Raw genomic sequence first — 21,527 nt, 5'->3', positions numbered from 1 at the left:
CGCTGCTCACGAGCCCGAGATGTTGACCAGCCAACTGATGCCGAACCGGTCGTTCAGCATTCCGAAACTGTCACCCCACGGCGCCTTCGACAGCGGCTCCACAATTGTCGCGCCATCGGACAGCGACTCCCAGTAACGCGTCAGGGTCTCGGTGTCGTCGCCGCTCAACGACACCGAGAAGTTGGTGCCGGGCGTGTAGTCCATCCGGTCAGGGGTGTCCGCCGCCATCAGGACGAGACCGTTCGGCGCGGTCAGCATCGAATGCATGACCTTGTCCGACTCGGACGGATCCTGACCCATGCCCATCTCGCCGAACGTGCTGATCGTCAGGTCTCCGCCAAAGACCGAATGGTAGAACTCGATCGCCTCGCGGGCGGTGTCGCGGAAGTTCAGATACGGGGTGAGGATGACGGACATCGGAGCACCTTCCTGGTCGAGACCATGCGTATGTGGACACCGTAGACCTGACTCAGGCGAGTAGCGAGAGTCCCCCGATGATCTTGTCCACCGCTTTCCTGGGCCCGACGAGGCTCACCGCGCGGACGCCCAGTTCGGAGCTCGGGGTTCGCCCGACCGTCTCCAGGTACTCGTCGTAGACGCGGGTCTCCTGTGCCGCGCCCGCCATATCGGCGACGAAGACCTCGGGCCGTGTCGACGCCCGAGCGAGCACCGTCGTCATCCGCTCCGTGCCCGCCCCGAGGATCGTGCACCCCGCCCACGGAAGGCCCGGGTGACGTGCACCGTCCGCGTCGACCGCGTCGGGACCGAGGAGGCCGCTCACTCCGGCCTGGGTGGCAGCGGCCACGCAGGCAACGGCATTCGACTGCCGACCGACGGAGAGCGCGTCGTCGACGACGATCACCCATTTCAGTCGAGCCGACCGGGTGGGTGCGCTCGTGTCGATCTCCCCGGGATCGAATCCGAACATGACATCATCGGCCACAGCGACCACCTCCGGTTCCAAGTACGCGATACTGCGTCCACGGTAATCCGGCGATCGACTCTCGCCGACCTGCGCCGTACTTAGTACTTCTCAATGCCGAAAGGAACGGGAATGGACGCACTTGATAAGGCGATCCTGCGGGAACTGCAACGCGATGCACGACGAACCAACCGCGACATCGCCGCGTCGGTGGGCGTCTCGCCGACCACGGCGCTCGACCGGACGAAGGCACTGCATCGTCGAGGGGTCATCCGCGGCGCCCGTCTCGAGGTCGACCTCGCGGCGATCGGCCGCGCGGTCCAGGCGCTGATCGCAGTGAGGATCCGTCCTCCTTCGAGGGAGAACATCGACGCGTTCCGGACGTGGGCATCGAACCTGACCGAGACCCTCGGCGTGTTCGTCGTCACCGGCAACGAGGACTTCCTGCTGCACGTCGCGGTCGCAGACAACGACGAGCTCTACTCGTTCGTCATCGACCGGCTGACCGAGCGTCCCGAGGTCGCCGACGTGCGCACGAGCGTCGTCTACGAGCACGTGCGACCAGCCGTGATCAGCCCCGCCGACTGACTCGGCGAGGTCAGGCGTCGATGCGCTCCTTGTCGAGGCGGTCGGACCCCTCGATGATGAACTCCTTGCGCGGCGCGACGTCGTTGCCCATGAGCAGCTCGAACACCTTCTCGGCCGAGGCGGCGTCGGCGACCCGGACCCGGCGCAGCATGCGGTGCTTGCGGTCCATCGTGGTCGAGGCCAGCTGGTCGGCATCCATCTCGCCGAGGCCCTTGTAGCGCTGGATCGGATCCTGGTAGCGCTTCTTCTGCTTCTCGAGCTGCGACAGCAGACCGTGCAACTCCTTCTCGGAGTACGTGTAGAGGATGTCGTTGGGCTTGCTGCCCGGGTTCATCACGACCACCCGGTGGAGCGGCGGCACGGCCGCGAAGACCCGGCCGTCCTCGATGAGCGGACGCATGTAGCGGAAGAACAGGGTCAGCAGCAGGGTGCGGATGTGCGCGCCGTCGACATCGGCGTCGCTCATCAGGATGACCTTGCCGTAGCGGGCCATGCTGAGGTCGAACGACCGACCGGACCCGGCTCCGATCACCTGCAGGATCGACGCGCACTCGCTGTTGCTCAGCATGTCCGCGATGGAGGCCTTCTGAACGTTGAGGATCTTGCCCCGGATCGGCAGGAGGGCCTGGTATTCGCTGTCGCGGGCGAGCTTCGCTGTTCCGAGAGCGGAGTCGCCCTCGACAATGAACAGCTCGCTGTGGGCGACGTCATTGCTGCGGCAGTCGACGAGCTTGGTGGGCAGCGACGACGACTCGAGCGCGTTCTTGCGACGCTGCGTCTCCTTGTGGGCGCGCGCGGAGATGCGGGCCTTCATCTCGGCGACGACCTTGTCGAGCACGATGCCGGACTGGGTCTTGTCCTCGCGCTTCGTCGAGACGAAGCGGTCGGTGAGGGCCTTGGTGAGGACGTTGGAGACGATCGCACGGGCAGCGGGGGTGCCGAGGACCTCCTTGGTCTGACCCTCGAACTGCGGCTCGGGGAGCCTGACGGTGAGCACCGCCGTGAGCCCGGCGAGCACATCGTCCTTCTCGAGCTTGTCGGTCCCCACCTTCAGTCGTCGCGCGTTCGCCTCGACCTGGGTGCGGAGCACCTTCAGCAGGCCGGTCTCGAAGCCCGCCTGGTGACTGCCGCCCTTGGGGGTCGCGATGATGTTGACGTAGCTGCGGAGGGTCGTGTCGTATCCGGTCCCCCAGCGCAGGGCGATGTCGACCTCGCAGGTGCGTTCGACCTCGGTGGGCACCATGTGGCCGTTCTCCTGCAGAACCGGAACGGTCTCGGTGAAGGTGCCGGAGCCGACGACGCGCCAGGTCTCGGTGACGGGCTCATCCGGCGCGAGGAAGTCGGCGTACTCGCCGATTCCCCCCTCGTAGTGGAAGCGCTGCTCGACCGGCTCGTCGCCGCGCTCATCCCGGATCTCGATGGCGAGCCCGGGAACGAGGAACGCCGTCTGGCGCGCACGCGTGACCAGATCCTCGAGGGAGAAGGTCGCCTCGGGCGAGAAGATCTGACGGTCGGCCCAGTACCGGACCCGGGTGCCGGTGACGCCCTTGGCGACCTTTCCGACGACGGCCAGCTCGCTGCCCGAGACGAACGGCGAGAAGGCGGAGGTGGGACTCTTCGACGACTCCCCCGTGACTCCGGCCCCGTCGGCGAAGTTGCCGGGCTCACCCCGGTGGAACGACATCGCATAGGTCTTGCCGCCGCGGTCGACCTCGACGTCGAGCCGCTCGGAGAGCGCATTGACGACCGAGGCGCCCACACCGTGCAGTCCACCGGAGGCGGCATACGATCCGCTGCCGAACTTGCCGCCGGCGTGCAGCTTGGTGAACACGACCTCGACCCCGGTCAGCCCGGTCTTGGGTTCGATGTCGACGGGGATGCCGCGACCCTTGTCGCCGACCTCGACACTGCCGTCCTTGTGCAGCAGCACGGTGATGGCACTGCCGTTGCCCGCCAGAGCCTCGTCGACGGAGTTGTCGATGACCTCCCACAGGCAGTGCATGAGCCCGCGCGAATCGGTGGAGCCGATGTACATGCCGGGTCGCTTGCGCACCGCCTCGAGCCCTTCGAGGACGGAGAGATGCCGAGCCGAGTAATCCTGTGCTGCCACGCGTGCAAGGTTAACCGCCCGCGCAGACACCACGACCGGCCCACGCCGGGAAGCCCTTCCGCTCCCCCCGGCACGTGTGAACGCCGTGCGGCATTCGTGTAACGATCTTCTACGCGTAGAGCGAAACGGCGCGACACTGGGCGAACACGGAACAAACGCGTGGTTTCATTGTTCAACTTCAGTGAGACCCACACCGCTAGAGGAGCAGCACATGTCGAACACCGCAACTGACGCCCTTGACGCTCCCACCTATGAGCTGACCGCTCTCGACCGCTGCGACAGCTGCGGCGCACAGGCTTACATCCGAGTCGAACTCGGCAGTGGTGAGCTGCTGTTCTGCGCTCACCACGGCAAGAAGTACCAGGACAAGCTCGAGAGCGTCGCGCGCAGCTGGCACGACGAGTCGAGCAAGCTGCTGGGCGACCAGCGCAGCTGACTCTCCGCCCTCGGGCGAATCGAGCCACTGACGGTTCGAAGAACGAAGGGCCCGTCCCGATCTAGATGATCGGGACGGGCCCTTCGTCGTTTCACGGAAAGCGATTCAGCGCCGGAGCGCCTGCGAGAAGTCGAGGAGGAAGCTCGTGATGATCTCGAGCTCCATCTTCGTGCGCGATTTAGCCACGGAGCTGAGTCGTTCCTCGAAGTCCCTCCAGTCCCCCGAGATGGAGGTGGATCCGGTCTCCGTGAGTTCGACCAGGGTGCTGCGCCGATCGTTCGGGTTCGGCTTGCGGAGCACGGCCCCGATGGTCTCGAGCCGGTCGAGAAGCGCGGTGACCGCGCCGGTCGACATCCGCAGGTAGTTCGCCAGAGCCTTGGGCGTCGTGGACCCCGACTGGAGGATGTAGCTCATCGCCATCATCTCGGGCACGGCCACCCCCATGGCGACGGCGTGGTTGTGCTTGATGATGTCGAGCGCGTCCGAGAAATCCGCGGCCGCCATCATGGGACCCGCGAAGTCGGATGGGATGACGGAATCGACGTCGTCGCCACCGTTCGGCATATCTTCTGGCATTGATGTCCCCTATTTGTGGGCCAATTGATACTTCTATATTACATCAACTACCAAGAAGACGAAAAAAAAAGAAACTTCTTGATCTTTTATCTTGACAACCAAGCTTCTTGTTCATAGTTTATCTCTGCGCCCGGGGGAAACGGGGCGCAGGCCGGCTCATTGGGGGGCGGTTGAAATTTCGAACTGGAGCAAATCATGTCTGTCACCATCAACGCTCTCCGCGTCTCGCAGGTCATCAAGTGGGGCGCGATTCCCGCGGCCCTCGTGCTCAGCGGCCTGACCATCGCGGGTGCCTCGTACTCGGCCTTCTCGGCGACCACGACCAACCCGACCAGCAATTGGGCTGCCGGCACCGTCTCGCTCTCCGACGACGACTCGACCACCGCGCTCTTCACCGCGAGCAACCTCAAGCCCGGCTCGACCGGCACCAAGTGCATCGTCGTCAGCTCGTCGGGCTCGCTGCCCTCGGCTGTGAAGCTCTACGGCACGGCTGCTGCGACCACGAACGCGCTGAGCTCGAGCATCAACCTCTCCGTCGTCCAGGGCACCGGAGGATCGTTCGGATCCTGCACCGGCTTCACCGCCCTCTCGTCGGGATCGTCGCTCTACAACGGCACGCTCGCCGCCTTCGGCACCTCGCACACGGGTTACTCGAATGGTCTCGGCAACTGGGCGCCCACCGGAACCGCGACCGAGACGCGCACCTACCAGATCACCTATACCGTCGACGCCGCGGCGCCGAACACGACTCAGGGCGGCACCGCCGCCCTCGGCTTCACCTGGGAGACCCAGAACAGCTGACCCGAGCGTCCGGCCGATCGAGGGGGATATCGATCGGTCGGGCAACACAACGCGTGACAGACGCAATGGAATGACGACGAGGAAGGGGAGGAACCAATGATCACCAACAACATGGACGACGCGGCACCTCGCCGACCTCGTCGTCTTCCGGCGCCCGTCGCCGCGACCATCTCATCCCTTGCCCGAGGAATCCTCCTCGCGGCAGCGAGCATGCTGCTCTGGGCCGCGATCCCCGCGACCTGGGGCTGGGCCCCGACCACCGTGATGAGCGACTCGATGGCCCCGAACGTCCGCACCGGAGACGTCATCGTCTCGATGCCCCTGGCCGGTACGGACCTCAAGGTCGGTCAGATCCTGCTCGTGAAGGATCCCGACCACGAAGGCCGGCTGCGTCTGCACCGCTTCGCGTCGACGGACGACAAGGGAATGCTCGTCCTCAAGGGCGACGCCAACCCCGAGCCTGACTCGTCGCACGTCGACCCGGCCGACGTCGTCGGCGCTGGAGTCCTCCGCATCCCCTACGTCGGCCTGCCCGTCGTCTGGCTGCGCGACGCTCAGCCGCTTCCGCTCGTCGCGGCCGCCGCCGTCGGCGCCCTTCTCTTCCTGATGGTCAAGATGGACCCGACCACGCCGGCTCTCTTCCGCCTGCGGTCGCGTGCTGCGGTCGCGAGCCGCCGCCCGCGGACGGCCCCGAACCGCCGACCCTTCGTCCTCGTGGGTACCGTTGGCGCAGTGGTCGGAGTCATCCTCGCGGGCATCGGACTCACGACACTCACGTCGGCGCCCGCAAGCGCCGCCTTCTCGGCCGCGAGCCCCAACCCGTCATCCGCTCTGTCGGCCGCCGCAGCGTACGACTGCCTCACGCCCGCAGCGCCCGACAGCCCGTACTTCTACTACCGCTACGCCGAGACCACGGGCACCTCCGTGACCGACACCTCAGGCAACGCCCGTACCGGAACGCTCCGCGGAACAACCACGCGGGTTGCCGGCAGCTGCGTTGCGGGCGCCACGCCGGCGCTCACCCTCGACGGCAGCACCGGTTACGTCAGCACGCCGAACAGCGTCGCCGGGACCAACACGTTCACGATCGAGGCCTGGTTCAAGACCACCACCGCCTCGGGCGGCCGCATCATCGGCTTCGGAAACGCGCAGACCGGCACCTCGAGCAACGCCGATCGTCACCTCTACATGACGAACGCCGGCAAGATCTCGTTCGGTGTTCAGCCGACCGGAACCAGGACCGCGATCACCAGCCCGATCTCGTACAACGACGGCGCTTGGCACCTCGCGACGGCGACGCTGTCTTCGGCGGGAATGATCCTCTACATCGACGGCACGCAGGTGGCCACGAACTCGTCGGTCACCGCAGCGCGTTCTCTGACCGGGTACTGGCGGGTCGGCGGTGACACGCTCAGCGGATGGCCCAGTGCGCCGACGAGCAACTTCTTCGCCGGCACCGTCGACGGAACCGCTGCCTACACGACAGCCCTCACTGCCGCCAAGGTCGCCGCGCACTACGCCGCGGGCCGCTGATCCCTCCAGAGGGAACTCAGCGGGCGAGTCCGAGCTCCTCGACCCAGTGGGCGAGGAATGCGGCTCCGGCCTCGTCGTGGATCAGGTCCCCGACGGTGACGATCGGATACGGCCGCTCGAGCACGCCGTCGCTCGGCCGGACGTCGACATGCGCGACGTCGTAGCCCTCAGTGTGCAGGTGATCGGCCATCAGGTAGTCGCTGCGCGAGTCGCCGACGGTCCGCCACCGCGTCGGCAGATCACCGAAGGACGCGAAGTAGGCGAGCGCGCGTTCGGCACCGCGGTCCTTATCGAGGGTGATCGACTCGATGTCGGTCGAGATGATCGTCGGCTCGACACGGAACGACACGGCGCCGTCTGCGTCGGGGCGCAGCTCGTCGCCCATCCGGATTCCGAGACCGCGCCCGGCGATCAGATCGAACGCCGCCGCCTCGAAGGGTCCCTGCGCCGCGTGATAGGCGGCGCGGTCGACATCGGTGCGCGCCTCGATCGAGATCATCGCCCGCTTGGTGTCGTCGAAGAACATCGTGTCGGCGAAACCGTCAGCGACCAGGGCCTCGATTCCGCGAACCACGTCGTCCGGGAACGCGACGGATTCGTCGACCGTCGCCTCCGGCATTCCCTCGGGGGTTATCTCGGCCCAAGCGCCGCCTTTCTCGAAGACGGCGAACATTCCCGCCCCACCCTGCCGCAAAGCGTCAGCGAGACCGGTCGCGAAGAGCGGCTCGACGACCTGCGAGCGGATGAAGACATCGGACCGCCCGGTGATGAACGCGATCGGGACACCTCCGCGGGCGAGGGTCACCAGGTCGGTGAGGATGCTGGGCACGGCCACGGTGCGGGAGTCAGGACTCGCGAGTGGACCGTCGACGTCGAAGAGAAGACCGAGATCAGGCACCACCCCATCATCCCGCAGGTGCGGCACCGGATCTGACGGGACGCCGGTGTCTTCGTTTCGACGGGCTCAACGGGCGGTGCCCAGCCTGCGTTTCGACGGGCTCAACGGGCGGTGCCCAGCCTGCGTTTCGACGGGCTCAACGGGCGGTGCCCAGCCTGCGTTTCGACGGGCTCAACGGGCGACGCCCGGCCTTCGTTTCGACGGGCTCAACGGGCGGTGCCAGCCAGCGTTTCGACGGGCTCACCGGGCGGGCGGTGCCGGTTCGATCAGGAGCCGGGAAGGGCGGTCGTCAGCATCGTGAGACCGAGCGCGCCCTCGAGCTGAGCGAGCTCGAGCGACACGGAGATGCCTCCAAGCGCGCTGAGCGACGAGACGTGGGTACCGCCGCACGGGATGCGGGCCTCGCCCTCCGGCAGCTCGCACACCCAGTAGCGCCGATCGGTCAGGCCGCCCCCGTCGCGATCGATTCGGACGTCGACTCCCGTGTCGAGCCACCAGGTGAGGGTCTCGTTCACCTCGGCCTCGAGCGACGCGAGAGCGTCGAGCGATCCGACATCGAAGCCCTTCCGGCGAAGCGACTTGCCGATCCGGTATTCGTCGCGGGAACCGTATTCGAGGATCGCCGTCGTCTCGACGGCGAGGGCGTCGAAGTTCGGCTGCCCGAGCGCGTCGACGGCGACCTCCTTCGACCAGGCGTTCGCCAGGGCGCGGTTGAGCGCGAGCGACGCGAGGTGGCAGGCCGTGTGACCGGCCGACAGCGCCCCGCGGTACGCCGCGTCTACGACGACCTGCACCTCATCGCCTTCGACCACCTCGGCCGCCGCGTCGACGAGGTGAGCGACGACGAAGGCCCATCCGTCTGTCCCCTTGCGGACAGGGACGTCGGTCCCGAGGAACAGGCCGGTGCCATCCGTCGCGCCCACCACCACATCGAGGATCGGCACCTCGACATCGCGGACGACGAGCACGCCCAGGTCGGGACCTTGATCGGGCCAGGCGGAGTCCACGGCGTGGGCTGCGGTCCGATCGAGCAGGACGACGGTGCGGTCTCCGTGAGCTGCGGCATGGACGACCGTGCTGGAGCTCTCGACGGCTCCGGCCGGATAGTCGACGAGCGTGTCGGTGCGGGGTAGCGTCACCCCACCACGCTAATCGCTGTCGTCGACGAAGCGCAGAGAGCGGGCGGCGACGAGGGCGGCCCCGCGGGCGTCGTACTCCCCCGGCAGCGACGGGTCGGTGAACAGATGCCCCGAGCCCGGGTATTCGTAGAACTCCAGCGACGCCCTCGAGGCGAGCACCTGCTGCGCGAACTGCTCGGGTCCGTCGTCGTCATGGAACGGGTCGCCCAGGGTGAAGTGGATCTGGACCGGCGTGGCCTGCGGCCAGGTCTCGGCACCGAGGTACTGGATCGGCATCGCACCGCTCAGCAGCAGCGCCCCGGCGGTCCTCCGGTTGAGCGCGACATGCTGCGCCATACCCGCGCCGTTCGAGAATCCGGCGACGAAGAACCCGTCATCGAGATCGGCGACCGCGTCGAGCGCCACGCGCATGAGAGCCGGGAAGCCCACCTCGTCGACGTACCCGCTCGCGGTTTCGTAGTCGTCGAAGATCCGACCCTCGTACTGGTCGACGACGACGACCCGATGCCCGTTCGACTCGAACAGGGAGGCCAGATCGGTGACGCCCTGGCGGACGCCGAGCACCGAGTGGAAGATCGCGACGCTCGACACGGTCAGTCGATCGTGGGGATCTCGGCGGTGGGCGGCGCGACGGCGCTGCGGTCGTAGCCGCGCACCCGCCGGTCGATGTAGGTGATCGCCCAGAGGACGACGCCGAGCACGAGCAGGATGCCGGCGATGAAGTACTGGTTGATATCGCGGCCCGATGTCCAGGGCAGCACGAGGTAGAGGCAGGCGATCGTGCCGACGACCGGCAGGAAGGTCGGGGTCTTGAAGTGCTTGTGGTCGACGGGCTGGCGGCGCAGCACGAGCACGGCGACGTTCACCACCGCGAAGACGGCCAGCAGGAGAAGCGAGGTCGTGCCCCCGAGCAGCACCGCGATGGGGTTGGCCGGGTCGATCGAGACGTAGGAGGTCAGACCGAGTGCGATGACGGTCGTGAAGATGATGGCGGCGTACGGGGTGCGGCGGCCGGGGAGCACCTTCGACAGGAACGGAGGCAGAACGCCCTGCTTGCTCATCCCGTAGAGCAGGCGACTCGCCATCATCATGTTGATCAGCGCGCTGTTGGCGACGGCGAACAGCGAGATGAACGGGATGAGAGCGGAGATCGGGAAATCGGGAGCCGCGGTCTGGACCACGGTGACGAGCGGGGTGTCGTTGCCGGCCAGTTCTCCGACGGGAACCACGGCAACTGCGACGACCGACACCAGCACGTAGACGATGGCGGTGATGCCCAACCCCGTCAGCATGATCTTCGGGAAGATCCTGCTCGGATCCTTCGTCTCCTCGGCCATATTCACCGAGTCCTCGAAACCGACCATCGCGAAGAACGCCAGCGAGGTCGCCGCGCTGATCGCCAGGAACACGTTCTTGTCGTCCGCGGTCTCGAAGGCGACCACCCGCGAGAAGTCGGCCTGGCCGCCGAAGATGGCGAAGAAGCTGATGAAGATCACGAGCAGCAGACCGGACAGCTCGATGAGGGTCAGCACGACGTTGAGGCCGACGCTCTCGGCGACCCCGCGCAGGTTGACCGCGGCGATGAGCAGCATGAAGGCCAGCGCGATGAACAGGAGCGTCCCCGGAGTCTTCTCGAATCCGAACCCGATCGCGAAGTTGCTCGCGAAGGCGCCGGACGCCGCCGACGCGGAGGTGATCCCGGACGCCATCACCGTGAAGCAGACGAGGAAGGTGACGAAGTGGATTCCGAAAGCCTTGTGCGCGTACAGGGCGGCTCCCGCCGCCTGCGGGAACTTCGTCACCAGCTCGAGGTAGGAGCAGGCGGTGATCGTGGCCACGACGAAGGCGATCAGGAACGGCAGCCAGGCTGCTCCACCGACTTCGGCCGCGACCTGCCCGGTCAAGGCGTAGATACCGGTGCCGAGGATGTCGCCGATGATGAACAGCAGCAGCAGCTTCGGGCCCATCACCCGCTTGAGCTCGGGCTGCGACGACGCGGGTTGTTGCTCGGTGATGGCCATATCGATGAGTCCCTCTGTTCGTCGGCTTCCGCCTCTGGGGAGTGCTCTGTCGGTGCTGATCATCCAGTGTTCTCCGAACACGCTGAAAGGGGCCTTGGAGTATCCGAAGCACTCATCCGTGCGCCGCTGGACGGCCGGACCTCGAGTTCAGCGAGCCACGGAGCCGATCACGATGGTCGCATCGATGTCCTCGGAGCGGACGATGCGGGCGACGAGACCGCAGGTCTCCATGATCTCCACCGTGACGGGCGCCTGACGCCGGCTGGTCTCGATGAGGAGGTCGCCGCCGGGAGCCAACCACTCCGGCGCCTGCTCGGCCACTCGGCGCTGGATGTCGAGCCCGTCCTCGCCGCCGTCGAGCGCGACCGTCGGTTCGTGCAGCCGCGCCTCCGGCGGCATGAGGTCGATGGCCTCGGTCGGCACGTACGGAGCGTTCACCGCGATGACGTCGACGCGTCCCATCAGTTCGCGCGGAAGCGCCGAATAGAGATCCCCTTCGAAGACCGCTCCCGGGCCGGGGACGTTGCGGCGGGCGCAGTGGACAGCAGCCGGATCGATGTCGGCCGCGAAGACGGCGACGCCCGGAACGCGCGCATGGACCGCAGCTGCCACCGCACCCGATCCGCAGCAGAGGTCGAGAACTGTGTCACCCTCGGACAGGATCGCGGCCGCCTCGCGCACCAGCAGTTCCGTACGCCGACGCGGTACGAACACCCCCGGCTCCACGGCGATCCTGAGCCCGTCGAACGCCGCCCAGCCGAGGACCTGCTCCAACGGTTCGCCGCCGATCCGACGCCGGACCAGCGATTCGAGCTGCGCGGCCGACGTCGCTTCTGCGGTGATCAGCTCGGCCTCGTCCTCCGCGAAGACGCAGCCGGCGGCGCGGAGCCGCGCGACGAGGGTCGGGTCCGTCATCGCCAGACGAACAGGAAGAAGACGAAACCGATGAGCGGGAGCACGCCCTGGATGAGCGCCGGTCGCAGATTGCGGGCTCCGGTGCTCAGGAGGACCAGGGACGCGAGCACCATGCTGCCCGTTGCGAACATCGCGATGCCGCGCCCGACCTCAGGAGCTCCCGACCAGAACAGGACCGTCCCGAGCACAGCTCCGACGCCGAGGAACAGGTTGTAGAACCCCTGGTTGTAGGCCATCGGCCGCAGCACCTCGGCGTCGGCCTGCGAGCCCACGCCGAAACGCCGCCAGATCGTCGGCCTGGTCCACCACACGCTCTCCATCAGGAAGATGTAGCCGTGCAGCACACCCGCGAGGAGCACGAACACGCTGGCGAGGACGGCGAGGGGCATGGCGCGATCCTAGTGACCGACGCCCAGGAGCGGTCCTCGGTAGGGTGAGCCGCACGACGAACACGGCGTGCTGACGATCGGATCACCATGGCAGACCAGACCGAGGGCCGCGTCGCGGTGTACATCGACTTTGACAACATCGTGATCTCGCGATACGACCAGCTGCACGGCAACGGGGCCTGGCGACGCGACAACGCCCGCACCGTCGCCCCGGATTCGTCCGGAGGACCCGACGACGTGTCGGCGAAGCTCGCGGCAGCGGAGGTCGAGGTCGGCGCCATCCTCGACTACGCATCGTCCTTCGGAACCGTCGCCATCAGCCGCGCGTACGCCGACTGGTCGGTTCCCGCGAACGCCAGCTATCGGCGGCAGCTCGTCAACCGCGCCGTCGACCTCACCCAGCTCTTCCCGGTAACTCAGGCGCTCAAGAACGGGGCCGACATCCGGCTGTCCGTCGACGTGCTCGAGGATCTCTTCCGGCTGCCCGACCTGACGCACGTCGTGATCGTCGCGGGAGATTCCGACTACATCGCGCTCGCCCAGCGCTGCAAACGGCTCGGCCGGTTCGTGCTCGGCATCGGTGTGAGCGGTCGCACGAGTCCCGCCCTCATCGCCGCCTGCGACCACTTCGAGATGTACGACTCGATCCCGGGCGCCACCGAACCCCGCGTGCTCGAGGAGGACGACGACCGGGACGACGAAGTGGCGGTCGAGACCATCGTCGCCGAACCCGCTCCGAAGAGCCGTCGGGGCGGAAAGGCCGCCGCCGAGGCCGCCGCCGCCGATCCCGCCGCCACTCCCCCGGGCGGCAACCCCGTCGACCGGCCCGCGACGAAGATGTCCGACAAGGCCGCGACACGTCTTCTGGTCCGCGCGCTCGAACTCCTGCAGGCGAAGGACGACGACGAGTGGAAGAACGCGGCGTCGGTGAAATCGCAGATCAGGCGTCTCGACCCGTCGTTCAGCGAGCGTCCTCTCGGCTACAAGAGCTTCACCGAGTTCATCCGCTCGCGGAACAGCCTGGTCGAGTTCAAGGCCGAGGGAAACGAGCGGCTCGTCCGTCTGCGCTGACCGATCTCGTCGCGTTCGCTGGTTAGGGTGGCGGAGCGGCACCGACGAGAACCGAAGCGAGACGAATGCCAGAGCAACTCCGCGAGACCTGGACGCCGGCCCACGGGTCGACGACTCCCGATATGTCGCTGTGCTCGGTGCTCACCGAGCGCCTCGCGCGCGACCCCGACGGCGTCTTCGCCGAGCGCAAGACCGATGACGGCCGGTTCGAGGCGATTGGGGTTGCACGGTTCGCCGCCGATGTGATCCAGGCCGCGCGTGGCCTCGTCGGTCTCGGCGTCGAGGTCGGCGACCGGGTCGGCATCATGGCGGGCACCCGTTACGAGTGGTCCGTGCTGGACTTCGCGACACTGTTCGCGGGCGGCGTCTCAGTGCCGATCTATCAGACGTCGTCGGCGGCGCAGGTGGAGTGGATCGTCCGTGACGCCGGTGTGAGGCTCGTCATCGCGGAGACGACCGCCATGGCCGACCTCGTGACGCCGCTCGTCGACCGTGCCGGTCTCGAGCGGGTGCTCGTCATCGATGGGGGCGCGCTCGAGGAACTGCAGTTCGCCGGGGCCTCCGTCAGCGAGCAGACCGTGCGCGATCGCGCGGCAGCGTCCGACATGGAGACGCTCGCGACGATCGTCTACACCTCGGGAACGACCGGTCGGCCCAAGGGGGTCGAACTCACCCACGGGAACTTCGTCAGCCACCTCGTCAACGGTGCCGACGACCCCAACCTCGGAGGCGTGGTCCAGGGGCAGTCGCGTCGAACTCTGATGTTCCTGCCACTCGCGCACGTCTTCGGCCGGTTCATCAACTTCCTCTGCGTCTACTCGGGTTCGGTCATCGGGTACACCCCCTCGACCAAGACACTGGTCGCCGATCTTCAGGCCTTCCGCCCCACCTGGCTGCTCGCCGTCCCTCGGGTGTTCGAGACGTTCTACAACTCGGCCGACACCCTCGCCGGCAGCGGGGCGAAGAAGCGGATCTTCCGCTGGTCCGCGGCGACCGCGCAGGCCTACTCCCGTGCACTCGACACCCCGGGCGGACCCTCGGCGGTCCTCCGGGCCCGCCTGCGGCTCGCGGACCGTCTCGTGCTCTCGCGGATCCGCGGAGTGATGGGAGGCCAGGTCGGCTACGCCATCTCCGGCGGCGCACCCCTCGCCGAGTGGCTGGGCCACTTCTTCCGCGGCATGGGTATCACGGTGATGGAGGGCTACGGCCTCACCGAGCTGTCCGCCCCGACCGCCGTGAATCGTCCCGGCCTGATCAAGATCGGCAGCGTCGGAGCGCCCTACCCCGGAACCGGCGTGCGGATCGCCGACGACGGCGAGATCCTCGTCAAGGGGCCGAATGTCTTCCGCGGCTACCTCGGCGATCCCGCCGCGACCGCCGCCGACTTCCGGGACGGCTGGTTCGTCACGGGCGACTACGGCCGACTCGACTCCGATGGCTACCTGTACATCACGGGCCGCAAGAAGGAGATCATCATCACGGCCGGCGGCAAGAACGTGCAGCCCGCCGGGCTCGAGAACGTGATCCGCGCCGACCCGATCATCTCCGAGGTCGTCGTGATCGGCGACCGGCGTCCGTTCATCGCCGCGCTGATCGCACTCGACTCCGCAATGCTTCCGGGGTGGCTGAAGAGCCAGGGCCTCGGTCCGATGACCGTCGACGAGGCAGCCCGCAACCCGCAGGTGCGAGCCGAACTCGACCGCGCGATCGCGGAGGCCAACAGCACGGTCTCGCATGCGGAGGGGATCAAGAAGTACGCCGTGCTGCCCCGCGAGCTGAGCGAGGAGCAGGGAGAGCTCTCAGCATCTCTGAAGGTCCGACGCGCCGTCGTGCTCGAGCACTTCGCCGACAGCGTCGAATGGATCTACAAATGAATCGCGCGTGATCCCGGGCGCAGGCACCCCCACGGGACCGGGCGCGCGGACTAGCGCGGAGCCGCCTCCGGGTCCGGAGAGGCGTGTGCGACGAGGGACGGCGGAACCGAGCCCGGCGGAGCCGGGACCGACTCGCGCGTTTCGGGGCCGGTGCGGGGCGCCAGCCAGACCCGAAGCGAGCACCACGGCGAGGTGAAGCGATGGCCCGGCTCGGGATCCTGCCGTTCGATGACGACATCGAGGGGACGCGCTTGATGGACCGACCACGCCAGCAGCGAGATCGGTGGACCATCCGGATCCGGATTCGCCAGCGCGATGGAGAGCTGCGACGCGAACGACCGCGCCGTCTCGAATCTCATCCCGACGACGTCGGGCACGACGTACCTGTCCACAGGCGCCTCCCCCGACGATTGTCCACCGCGAGCATCGAGCGGCGCCAGACCTGACGGAGGCTCGGAGCGCTCGACGCGCTCGCGCTCTCGCGGTCTGCCCGGGTCGGTGCCCTAGACCTCCGCGGCGTGGTCCGGGACGTAGCGCTGCCCCTCGCGGGGCGGCCGCACATAATCGGTCGCGTCGGGTCGGGGCGGGATCTCGACCGGGTCGGGTTCGCGGGCCTCGTAGGGGATCTGCGAGAGGAGGTGACTGATGGTGTTGATCCGTGAAGCGCGCTTGTCATCGCTCTCGATCGTCCACCAGGGAGCCTCGTCGATGTCCGTCGCCGCGAACATCGCGTCTTTCGCCCGCGAGTAGTCCTCCCATCGGGTGATCGATGCGAGGTCGGTCTCGGAGAGCTTCCACCGCCGCATCGGGTCCTTCAGGCGACTGCGGAAGCGCTGCTCCTGGGCGGTGTCGGAAACCGAGAACCAGTACTTGATCAGGGTGATCCCGTCCTCGACGAGGAGTCGTTCCAGCACGGGGACCTGGGTCAGGAACCGCTCGTACTGCTCGTCGGTGCAGTAGCCCATCACCCGTTCCACACCGGCGCGGTTGTACCAGGAACGGTCGAAGAGCACGATCTCGCCACTCGTCGGGAGATTGGAGAGGTACCGCTGGAAGTACCACTGGCCCTTCTCCCGCTCGCTCGGCGTCGGCAGGGCGACGACACGAGCGGATCGCGGGTTGAGGTACTGCATGACGCGTTTGATCGCGCCGCCCTTGCCTGCGGCATCCCGTCCCTCGAACACGACGACCACACGGGCTCCGGTGTCGACGATCCACTGCTGCATTCGGACCAGCTCGATCTGAAGGCGTTCGAGCTCCGCCTCGTACGCGGCCTTGGGCATGCGTGCCGGCTGATGCTTCTTCGACTTGTGCGATTTGCTGTGCGACTTCGACATGGCTGGGCCTCCCGGACTCTCACCGGCGCGATCCGCTGGATAGTGCGCGAGCCTAGACCCCCCGCGGCTGTGAGGGAGCGCTACTGGGTGGCGGCGATCCAGTCGTTCAGGATCGCGGTGACAGCGTCCTCCCGATCATGGACCTCGGCGGTACCGGCGAACGAAACGATCGCCCGGTCCGCGGACTTCCACTCGAGAAGACCGTCGGGGTCGGCGACCTGATCACGCAGAGCGAGGTCGGTCTTCTTGACCCCGGCGTGGAGCACGAGCAGCAGCGGGCCTCGAGGACGCAGATTCGTGGTCGCGAAATGATCCGAGATGAAGAAGCTGGGCGAGTTCCAGTTGATCTCCTCGCCCACCCTCGGATCGCTCGAACGGACCACTCGGCACAGCTCGCTCAGCGCGGACGTGAGCGGATGGTCGAGGGATGCTAGGTGCGCGTCCGTCTCGGTGCGGGTCATTCGAGGCCGCCTTTCGGGCCGCCTTCCGAACTGTCGTCGGGACCGCCTTTCAGCATGAGATTCAGCTGGTCGGCGTCGAGGCTCGCGAGCGCACCCGCGAGAAGGTCGGAGGCGAAGGCGCCGTCATCGCGGGCGTCGAGGAGCATCGTTCGCTGGGCATCGATGACCGTGAGCGCGACGCTCTTCGGCAGATGCGTGAGCTCGATCCGGGCGCCCGGCGCCGGCGGGAAGCCGGCATCGGTCGCAGCGGTGACCGCCGATTCGTCGAGGAGCTCGAGGATGCGCCCGCGCTCCTCCACGGCGGCCGCCGGATCGGGAACCGCCGGCTTCACGAGCCGCACGAACCAGGCGAGGGAACCGCCCTGGATCGCAAGTGAGCCGGCCGCAACGAGGAAGGCGATGAGAACGAGGAGCGGACGCGCCGGCGCTTCGGTCGGCAGAGTCTGAGCGGCGGCGAGCGTGACCGCTCCCCGCATGCCCGCCCACACGACGACACTCCCCTCGCGCCAGCCGAGGGGGGCGGCGAGCAGGTAGTCGATGTCGGCGAGCCCGCGTCGCACCCGTGTCGAGAACTGGGCGAGCTGCGACTCGGACAGGCGCCGTCCTCGGCCCTCCCTGCCCCCACGACCACCCGGGCCGGCTGGCACGAGCATCGGCGCAGTCGGGTCATCCCGCTGGGCCAGTCGGTCCTGGAAGGCCGTCAGTCTCGGGACCAGGCGTGCGCTGCGTGCTGCGCGGCGCTTCAGGAGAACGAGAAGCGGAGACACGAACGCTGTCCGCACCGCGATCGTCAGCAGCAGCGCGAGCGCGGCGATGCCGACGGCGGTGAGGGCCCCGGCGTGAGCCTCCTCCACCTCCTCGACGATGCCGAACAGCTGCAGCCCCATGAGCAGGAACACCGCCCCCTCGAGGACGAGTTCGATCGTCCTCCAGTTCTGGGTATCCGAGAGTCGGTGCTGGGGCGACAGCTTGCGGGGAGCCAGGCGCCCCGTGACGATCCCCGCTGCGACAGCGGCGACGAGTCCCGACCCGCCGAGCAGTTCCGCGGGGATCGAGGCGAGGAACGGAACGGTGAACGAGAGGACCGTGTTGACCGTCGGGTCGGTGATCCGTGCGCGCACGACGAGGTTGAGTCGTCCCACCAGGAATCCGATGACGACGGCGACGACCACGGCGACCACGAATTGACCGGCGACCTGCCAGAGACTGATCGAGGCGGCTGCCCCCGCTACCGCGGCGCGCAGCAGAACCAGGGCGGTCGCGTCGTTGAGCAGGCTCTCGCCTTCGAGGATGGTCGTCACGCGAGGCGATACCCCGAGTCGCTTCACGATCGACGTGGCCACGGCATCGGTAGGGCTGACGATGGCCCCGAGCGCGATCCCCCAGGCGAGCCCCAGCCCGGGGATGAGAGCCGCGAACACCACGCCGAGCACGACCGAACTCGCCACGACGAGCACGACGGAGAGACCGCTGATGGCCCCGAACTCGCGGCGGAAGTCCATCGACGGCATCGAAACGGCCGCCGAATACAGCAGGGGCGGCAGAACGCCCGCCAGGATCCACTCGGGTTCGATCTCGATGGCGGGAACGAAGGGCAGGAAGCTGACGGCGATGCCGACACCGACCAGCACGAGCGGAGATGCCACGCCCGCCTTGGAGCTCAGCGCCGTGACGCCGGCGATCGTGAGGAGCGCGAGCACCAGGAAGATGATCGGCTCCATGCGGTCCTCCTCGTGACGTTCTCGGCCCGCATCAGGCTATCGATCCCCGGCGGGGCTCAGCTTCCGCCGACCCGACCCGCCGCGAGTCGGAGCGCTACCGCGTCTACGCCTGCAGACGGTCCATCGCGATGACCGCGAAGCGCTCCCAGTCATCCGACGCCGTCAGAGGAAGCGAGACCCAGTCGCGGAAGATCCGGCCCTTCGCGGGGCTGAAGAGCCCGGCCCCGGGGATCGCGAGAGCCTCGGCGTGCTCCCTGCTCGATTCGCCCAGCTTCAGGCCGAGGGCGCCGGCGTTGAGACAGGCGAACATCCGCCCGCCGGTGGACAGCATCGGTCGTCCCATCATGCGACCCTGCCGGGCACCGCGTTCGACGAGATCCGCAGCCAACTCGTCGAACACCTCGTCGGCGGACATCTGAACCTCTCGTCCTGGGCGGTGGATCAGGCGTCGTGCTGCCCCGCCACGGTCCCATCTTCGACTGTGCCGGCGCGTTCCGCACCCTCCGGTCCGGAAACCTCCGACCCCTCGGGGACGGTCTCGTGGTCCGGTGAGGCGTCGAAGAGCGCTCCGGGCCTCATGATGAGCGCGACGATGATCGCGACGACCGCCGCGACGACGACCGCAGCGCCCGTACCGGCGAATCCGGCCGCGTCGGCGGCCAGTCCCGCACCCAGGGTCCCCACCGCGATCCCGACACTGAAACCGCTGACCGTCCACGCATTCGCCTCGGTCAGCCGCTCGCGGGGCGCCGCGCGCTCCACCGCGGAGAAGACCTGCGTGAGCAGAGGCGGAAGCGTCAGACCGCTGAGGTACGCGGCCGCCAGCCAGTACGGGCTCGGCGCCGTGATGACCGCCGTCGGCAGGTAGAGCACCCCGAGCACAGCGAGGAGGACGGACAGTGCCCGCCCGATGCTCAGTCGAACAGGGAATCGCGCGACGAGCACCGCACCCGTGAGCGCCCCGCCCGCGTTGATGGCGAGCGCCCAGCCCGCGAGTGCGGGGTCGCCCGCAGACTCGGAATGCGCCGTCGCGCTGATGGTCAGCACCCCAACGGACAGACCCACCGCGACCTGCACCGCGACCAGCAGCTGGACGCCGGGGATCGCGATCGCGGTGCGGACCGGCTTCCGCCCGGCCGAATCGGCGGCAACGGGCCGGCTGCGCTCCGGCTGCGAGGGCCCGATGAGACCGAGTTCGCGATGCAGCACGAAAGCCGACGCGCCGATGAGGCCGAGAACGGCCATCAGGAGGACCGAGCCGTCAGCGCCGATGAGGGCGACGGCGACGGCGGTGACGAGGGGGCCGATGATGAACAGCAGTTCCTGCACGGCGGCATCGGCGCTGAACGCCCGCGAGAGCTGGGTGCCTCGCGTCATGATGCGCGGCCAGAGGCTGCGGAGCACGGGCTCGATCGGCGGGGTCGCGAGTCCTGCGACGACAGCTGCCGCCCCGGCGACGAGAGGGAGCTCGACACTCGTCGCCGCGAGCAGGACGAATGCTCCGCCCGCGAGGAGCGCGGCCCCGAGGATGATCCATCGCGGCCGGCCGGTCCGGTCGACCGCGAACGCCAGCACGGGCTGCCCCACTGTCTGCGCCAGGACGTACGCGGCGGTGAGCCCCGAGGCGAGCAGATAGTCGCCGCCGGCGTCGAGGACGAGGCGCACGATCGCGAGGGCGCTCATCGCCTGCGGGAGACGTCCGACGAGAGAGGTGAGCAGGAGCGTGACGGCGGTCGCGACTACCCCTCGGTGCGATGATGGCATCCCGACGACGCTATCGGACGTCCGCCCCCGGAATCGGTTCCGCTCCCCCGCTGACCCTGATCCCTCCGACTGCCGGAACCTCGACGCGGAGAAGGCTCGGCCGACCCACGTGGCGCCCCTGCAGCACCTCCAGCGTCGCCGGGACCTCCACCAGCTCGAGCTCGCGGAGGTAACCGCCGAAAGACGCTGCGGCCGATCCCGTCGCGGGGTCCTCGGTGATCTCCCCGACGGGGAAGAGGTTGCGCGAATCGAACCGGAAGCGCCCGAGGGCGTGGACGATCGTGACCGTGCCGGTCCAGCCCTCGCGGTCCATGATGGCCCGCATGTCGGCGGGCGCGAAGGTGAACGCGTCGAAGGTCGCCGCATCCTGCAGGGTCAGGATGGGATGCCAGTTGCCGGCGAATGACTCGCGCGGTGGGAAGCGACGGTCGAGGTCGTCGCGGACGAGTCCCAGCAGTGCGAGCAGCTCGTCGAGTACGGCATCCTCCAGATCGCGGATCCGAGGCTCCACGCTGGTGAAGGTCGCTCCGATGACCCCGTCGAGGGCCGAGGTCTCGATGACGACGGGCCCGACCGGGGTGTCGAAGCGGAATGGTCCGACACCCTCGCGCTCGGCCAGCGCCACGGCGGTTGCGATGGTCGCATGCCCGCAGAAGGGGACTTCGGCGTGAGGCGAGAAGTAGCGGAGACCCGCGCTGCGATCGGGGCCGCGCGAGATCACGAACGCCGTCTCCGCGTACCCGATCTCCGCTGCGATCGCCAGCATGGCGGGGTCATCCAACCCGCCGGCATCGAGCACGACGCCGGCGGGATTGCCACCGCCGGGTGCGGCTGAGAAGGCCGCGTAGCGCAGTACGTCGGATCCGGCGGCGGTCATGGTTGCTCCTCGTGCGGTCTCGTTCGGACGTCGCGATGCGATACCGGCGGTCCGCCGCGCCCCCGCATCCTGCGTCCGCGGGCCAGCGCGGTCA

The 21,527-nt window shown here is 68.0% G+C and carries 23 protein-coding genes; 6 read left to right on the top strand and 17 right to left on the bottom strand.

The window, feature by feature from the left end; all coding sequences use genetic code 11:
• Positions 1–6: 6 nt before the first annotated feature.
• Together DDQ50_RS11180 and DDQ50_RS11175 are read right to left on the bottom strand one after the other, a co-directional pair.
• Complete coding sequence (locus DDQ50_RS11180; protein ID WP_116756806.1) at positions 7–417, bottom strand: VOC family protein; 411 nt, start codon at positions 415–417, stop codon at positions 7–9.
• A 52-nt stretch (positions 418–469) separates the two neighbouring features.
• A complete protein-coding gene (locus DDQ50_RS11175; protein WP_116757406.1) occupies positions 470–943 on the bottom strand; it encodes a DUF2000 domain-containing protein in 474 nt (157 codons plus the stop codon).
• 111 nt (positions 944–1,054) lie between these two features.
• On the opposite strand from DDQ50_RS11175, the gene DDQ50_RS11170 reads away from it, so the two are divergent.
• Positions 1,055–1,510: an Lrp/AsnC family transcriptional regulator gene (locus DDQ50_RS11170; protein ID WP_116756805.1), complete on the top strand. Its 456-nt coding sequence runs from the start codon at positions 1,055–1,057 to the stop codon at positions 1,508–1,510.
• Between the two features lie 10 nt (positions 1,511–1,520).
• On the opposite strand, the gene DDQ50_RS11165 is transcribed toward DDQ50_RS11170, so the two are convergent.
• Positions 1,521–3,620, bottom strand: a complete 2,100-nt coding sequence (locus tag DDQ50_RS11165; RefSeq protein ID WP_116756804.1) for a DNA gyrase/topoisomerase IV subunit B — start codon at positions 3,618–3,620, stop codon at positions 1,521–1,523.
• Between the two features lie 211 nt (positions 3,621–3,831).
• Between DDQ50_RS11165 and DDQ50_RS11160 the strand changes: the two genes are divergently transcribed.
• The gene (locus tag DDQ50_RS11160; RefSeq protein WP_116756803.1) at positions 3,832–4,056 is read left to right on the top strand and encodes a DUF7455 domain-containing protein; all 225 of its coding nucleotides are present in this window, start codon (positions 3,832–3,834) and stop codon (positions 4,054–4,056) included.
• A 105-nt stretch (positions 4,057–4,161) separates the two neighbouring features.
• Here DDQ50_RS11160 and DDQ50_RS11155 read toward each other — a convergent pair whose 3' ends face one another.
• Positions 4,162–4,632 (bottom strand): MarR family winged helix-turn-helix transcriptional regulator, encoded by a 471-nt coding sequence (locus DDQ50_RS11155; protein WP_116756802.1) that lies wholly within the window; start codon positions 4,630–4,632, stop codon positions 4,162–4,164.
• A 195-nt stretch (positions 4,633–4,827) separates the two neighbouring features.
• Here DDQ50_RS11155 and DDQ50_RS11150 point away from each other — a divergent pair, with 195 nt between their 5' ends.
• Both DDQ50_RS11150 and DDQ50_RS11145 read left to right on the top strand, forming a co-directional pair.
• Positions 4,828–5,433: a TasA family protein gene (locus tag DDQ50_RS11150; protein WP_116756801.1), complete on the top strand. Its 606-nt coding sequence runs from the start codon at positions 4,828–4,830 to the stop codon at positions 5,431–5,433.
• A 96-nt stretch (positions 5,434–5,529) separates the two neighbouring features.
• Positions 5,530–6,966 (top strand): signal peptidase I, encoded by a 1,437-nt coding sequence (locus DDQ50_RS11145; RefSeq protein ID WP_116756800.1) that lies wholly within the window; start codon positions 5,530–5,532, stop codon positions 6,964–6,966.
• A gap of 16 nt (positions 6,967–6,982) precedes the next feature.
• Here DDQ50_RS11145 and DDQ50_RS11140 read toward each other — a convergent pair whose 3' ends face one another.
• The 6 genes from DDQ50_RS11140 to DDQ50_RS11115 form a co-directional block, all read right to left on the bottom strand.
• Positions 6,983–7,864 (bottom strand): hypothetical protein, encoded by an 882-nt coding sequence (locus DDQ50_RS11140; RefSeq protein WP_116757405.1) that lies wholly within the window; start codon positions 7,862–7,864, stop codon positions 6,983–6,985.
• A gap of 266 nt (positions 7,865–8,130) precedes the next feature.
• The gene (locus DDQ50_RS11135; protein ID WP_116756799.1) at positions 8,131–9,003 is read right to left on the bottom strand and encodes an alanyl-tRNA editing protein; all 873 of its coding nucleotides are present in this window, start codon (positions 9,001–9,003) and stop codon (positions 8,131–8,133) included.
• Positions 9,004–9,012: 9 nt separating this feature from the next.
• Positions 9,013–9,594, bottom strand: coding sequence for a dienelactone hydrolase family protein (locus DDQ50_RS11130; protein ID WP_205663622.1), 582 nt, complete (start codon positions 9,592–9,594; stop codon positions 9,013–9,015).
• Positions 9,595–9,596: 2 nt separating this feature from the next.
• Complete coding sequence (locus DDQ50_RS11125) at positions 9,597–11,024, bottom strand: APC family permease (RefSeq protein ID WP_240614347.1); 1,428 nt, start codon at positions 11,022–11,024, stop codon at positions 9,597–9,599.
• 147 nt (positions 11,025–11,171) lie between these two features.
• Positions 11,172–11,939 (bottom strand): putative protein N(5)-glutamine methyltransferase, encoded by a 768-nt coding sequence (locus DDQ50_RS11120; RefSeq protein ID WP_116756798.1) that lies wholly within the window; start codon positions 11,937–11,939, stop codon positions 11,172–11,174.
• Positions 11,936–12,328, bottom strand: a complete 393-nt coding sequence (locus DDQ50_RS11115) for a DUF1304 domain-containing protein (RefSeq protein ID WP_116756797.1) — start codon at positions 12,326–12,328, stop codon at positions 11,936–11,938. Before DDQ50_RS11115 ends, DDQ50_RS11120 begins: the two co-directional genes overlap by 4 nt.
• Positions 12,329–12,415: 87 nt before the next feature.
• Between DDQ50_RS11115 and DDQ50_RS11110 the strand changes: the two genes are divergently transcribed.
• Both DDQ50_RS11110 and DDQ50_RS11105 read left to right on the top strand, forming a co-directional pair.
• A complete protein-coding gene (locus DDQ50_RS11110; RefSeq protein WP_116756796.1) occupies positions 12,416–13,399 on the top strand; it encodes an NYN domain-containing protein in 984 nt (327 codons plus the stop codon).
• Positions 13,400–13,464: 65 nt separating this feature from the next.
• Positions 13,465–15,273, top strand: a complete 1,809-nt coding sequence (locus DDQ50_RS11105) for an AMP-dependent synthetase/ligase (RefSeq protein WP_116756795.1) — start codon at positions 13,465–13,467, stop codon at positions 15,271–15,273.
• A gap of 50 nt (positions 15,274–15,323) precedes the next feature.
• Here DDQ50_RS11105 and DDQ50_RS11100 read toward each other — a convergent pair whose 3' ends face one another.
• From DDQ50_RS11100 to DDQ50_RS11070, 7 genes are all read right to left on the bottom strand, one after another.
• Entirely contained in the window at positions 15,324–15,665 is a 342-nt protein-coding gene (locus tag DDQ50_RS11100) for a hypothetical protein (RefSeq protein ID WP_116756794.1), read from the bottom strand.
• Between the two features lie 111 nt (positions 15,666–15,776).
• Complete coding sequence (ppk2, locus tag DDQ50_RS11095) at positions 15,777–16,610, bottom strand: polyphosphate kinase 2 (protein WP_116756793.1); 834 nt, start codon at positions 16,608–16,610, stop codon at positions 15,777–15,779.
• A gap of 80 nt (positions 16,611–16,690) precedes the next feature.
• Positions 16,691–17,071, bottom strand: coding sequence for a DUF1801 domain-containing protein (locus DDQ50_RS11090; protein WP_116756792.1), 381 nt, complete (start codon positions 17,069–17,071; stop codon positions 16,691–16,693).
• Positions 17,068–18,792: a cation:proton antiporter gene (locus DDQ50_RS11085; RefSeq protein WP_116756791.1), complete on the bottom strand. Its 1,725-nt coding sequence runs from the start codon at positions 18,790–18,792 to the stop codon at positions 17,068–17,070. Before DDQ50_RS11085 ends, DDQ50_RS11090 begins: the two co-directional genes overlap by 4 nt.
• 103 nt (positions 18,793–18,895) lie before the next feature.
• A complete protein-coding gene (locus DDQ50_RS11080) occupies positions 18,896–19,207 on the bottom strand; it encodes a hypothetical protein (protein WP_116756790.1) in 312 nt (103 codons plus the stop codon).
• Positions 19,208–19,233: 26 nt separating this feature from the next.
• Positions 19,234–20,556, bottom strand: a complete 1,323-nt coding sequence (locus tag DDQ50_RS11075; protein WP_116756789.1) for an MFS transporter — start codon at positions 20,554–20,556, stop codon at positions 19,234–19,236.
• Between the two features lie 10 nt (positions 20,557–20,566).
• Positions 20,567–21,433, bottom strand: coding sequence for a PhzF family phenazine biosynthesis protein (locus tag DDQ50_RS11070; RefSeq protein WP_116756788.1), 867 nt, complete (start codon positions 21,431–21,433; stop codon positions 20,567–20,569).
• Positions 21,434–21,527 lie beyond the last annotated feature (94 nt).

It is taken from the genome of Amnibacterium flavum, from assembly GCF_003097495.1.
Taxonomy (GTDB): domain Bacteria; phylum Actinomycetota; class Actinomycetes; order Actinomycetales; family Microbacteriaceae; genus Naasia; species Naasia flava.
This window is presented reverse-complemented; position numbering and strand designations above follow the sequence as displayed.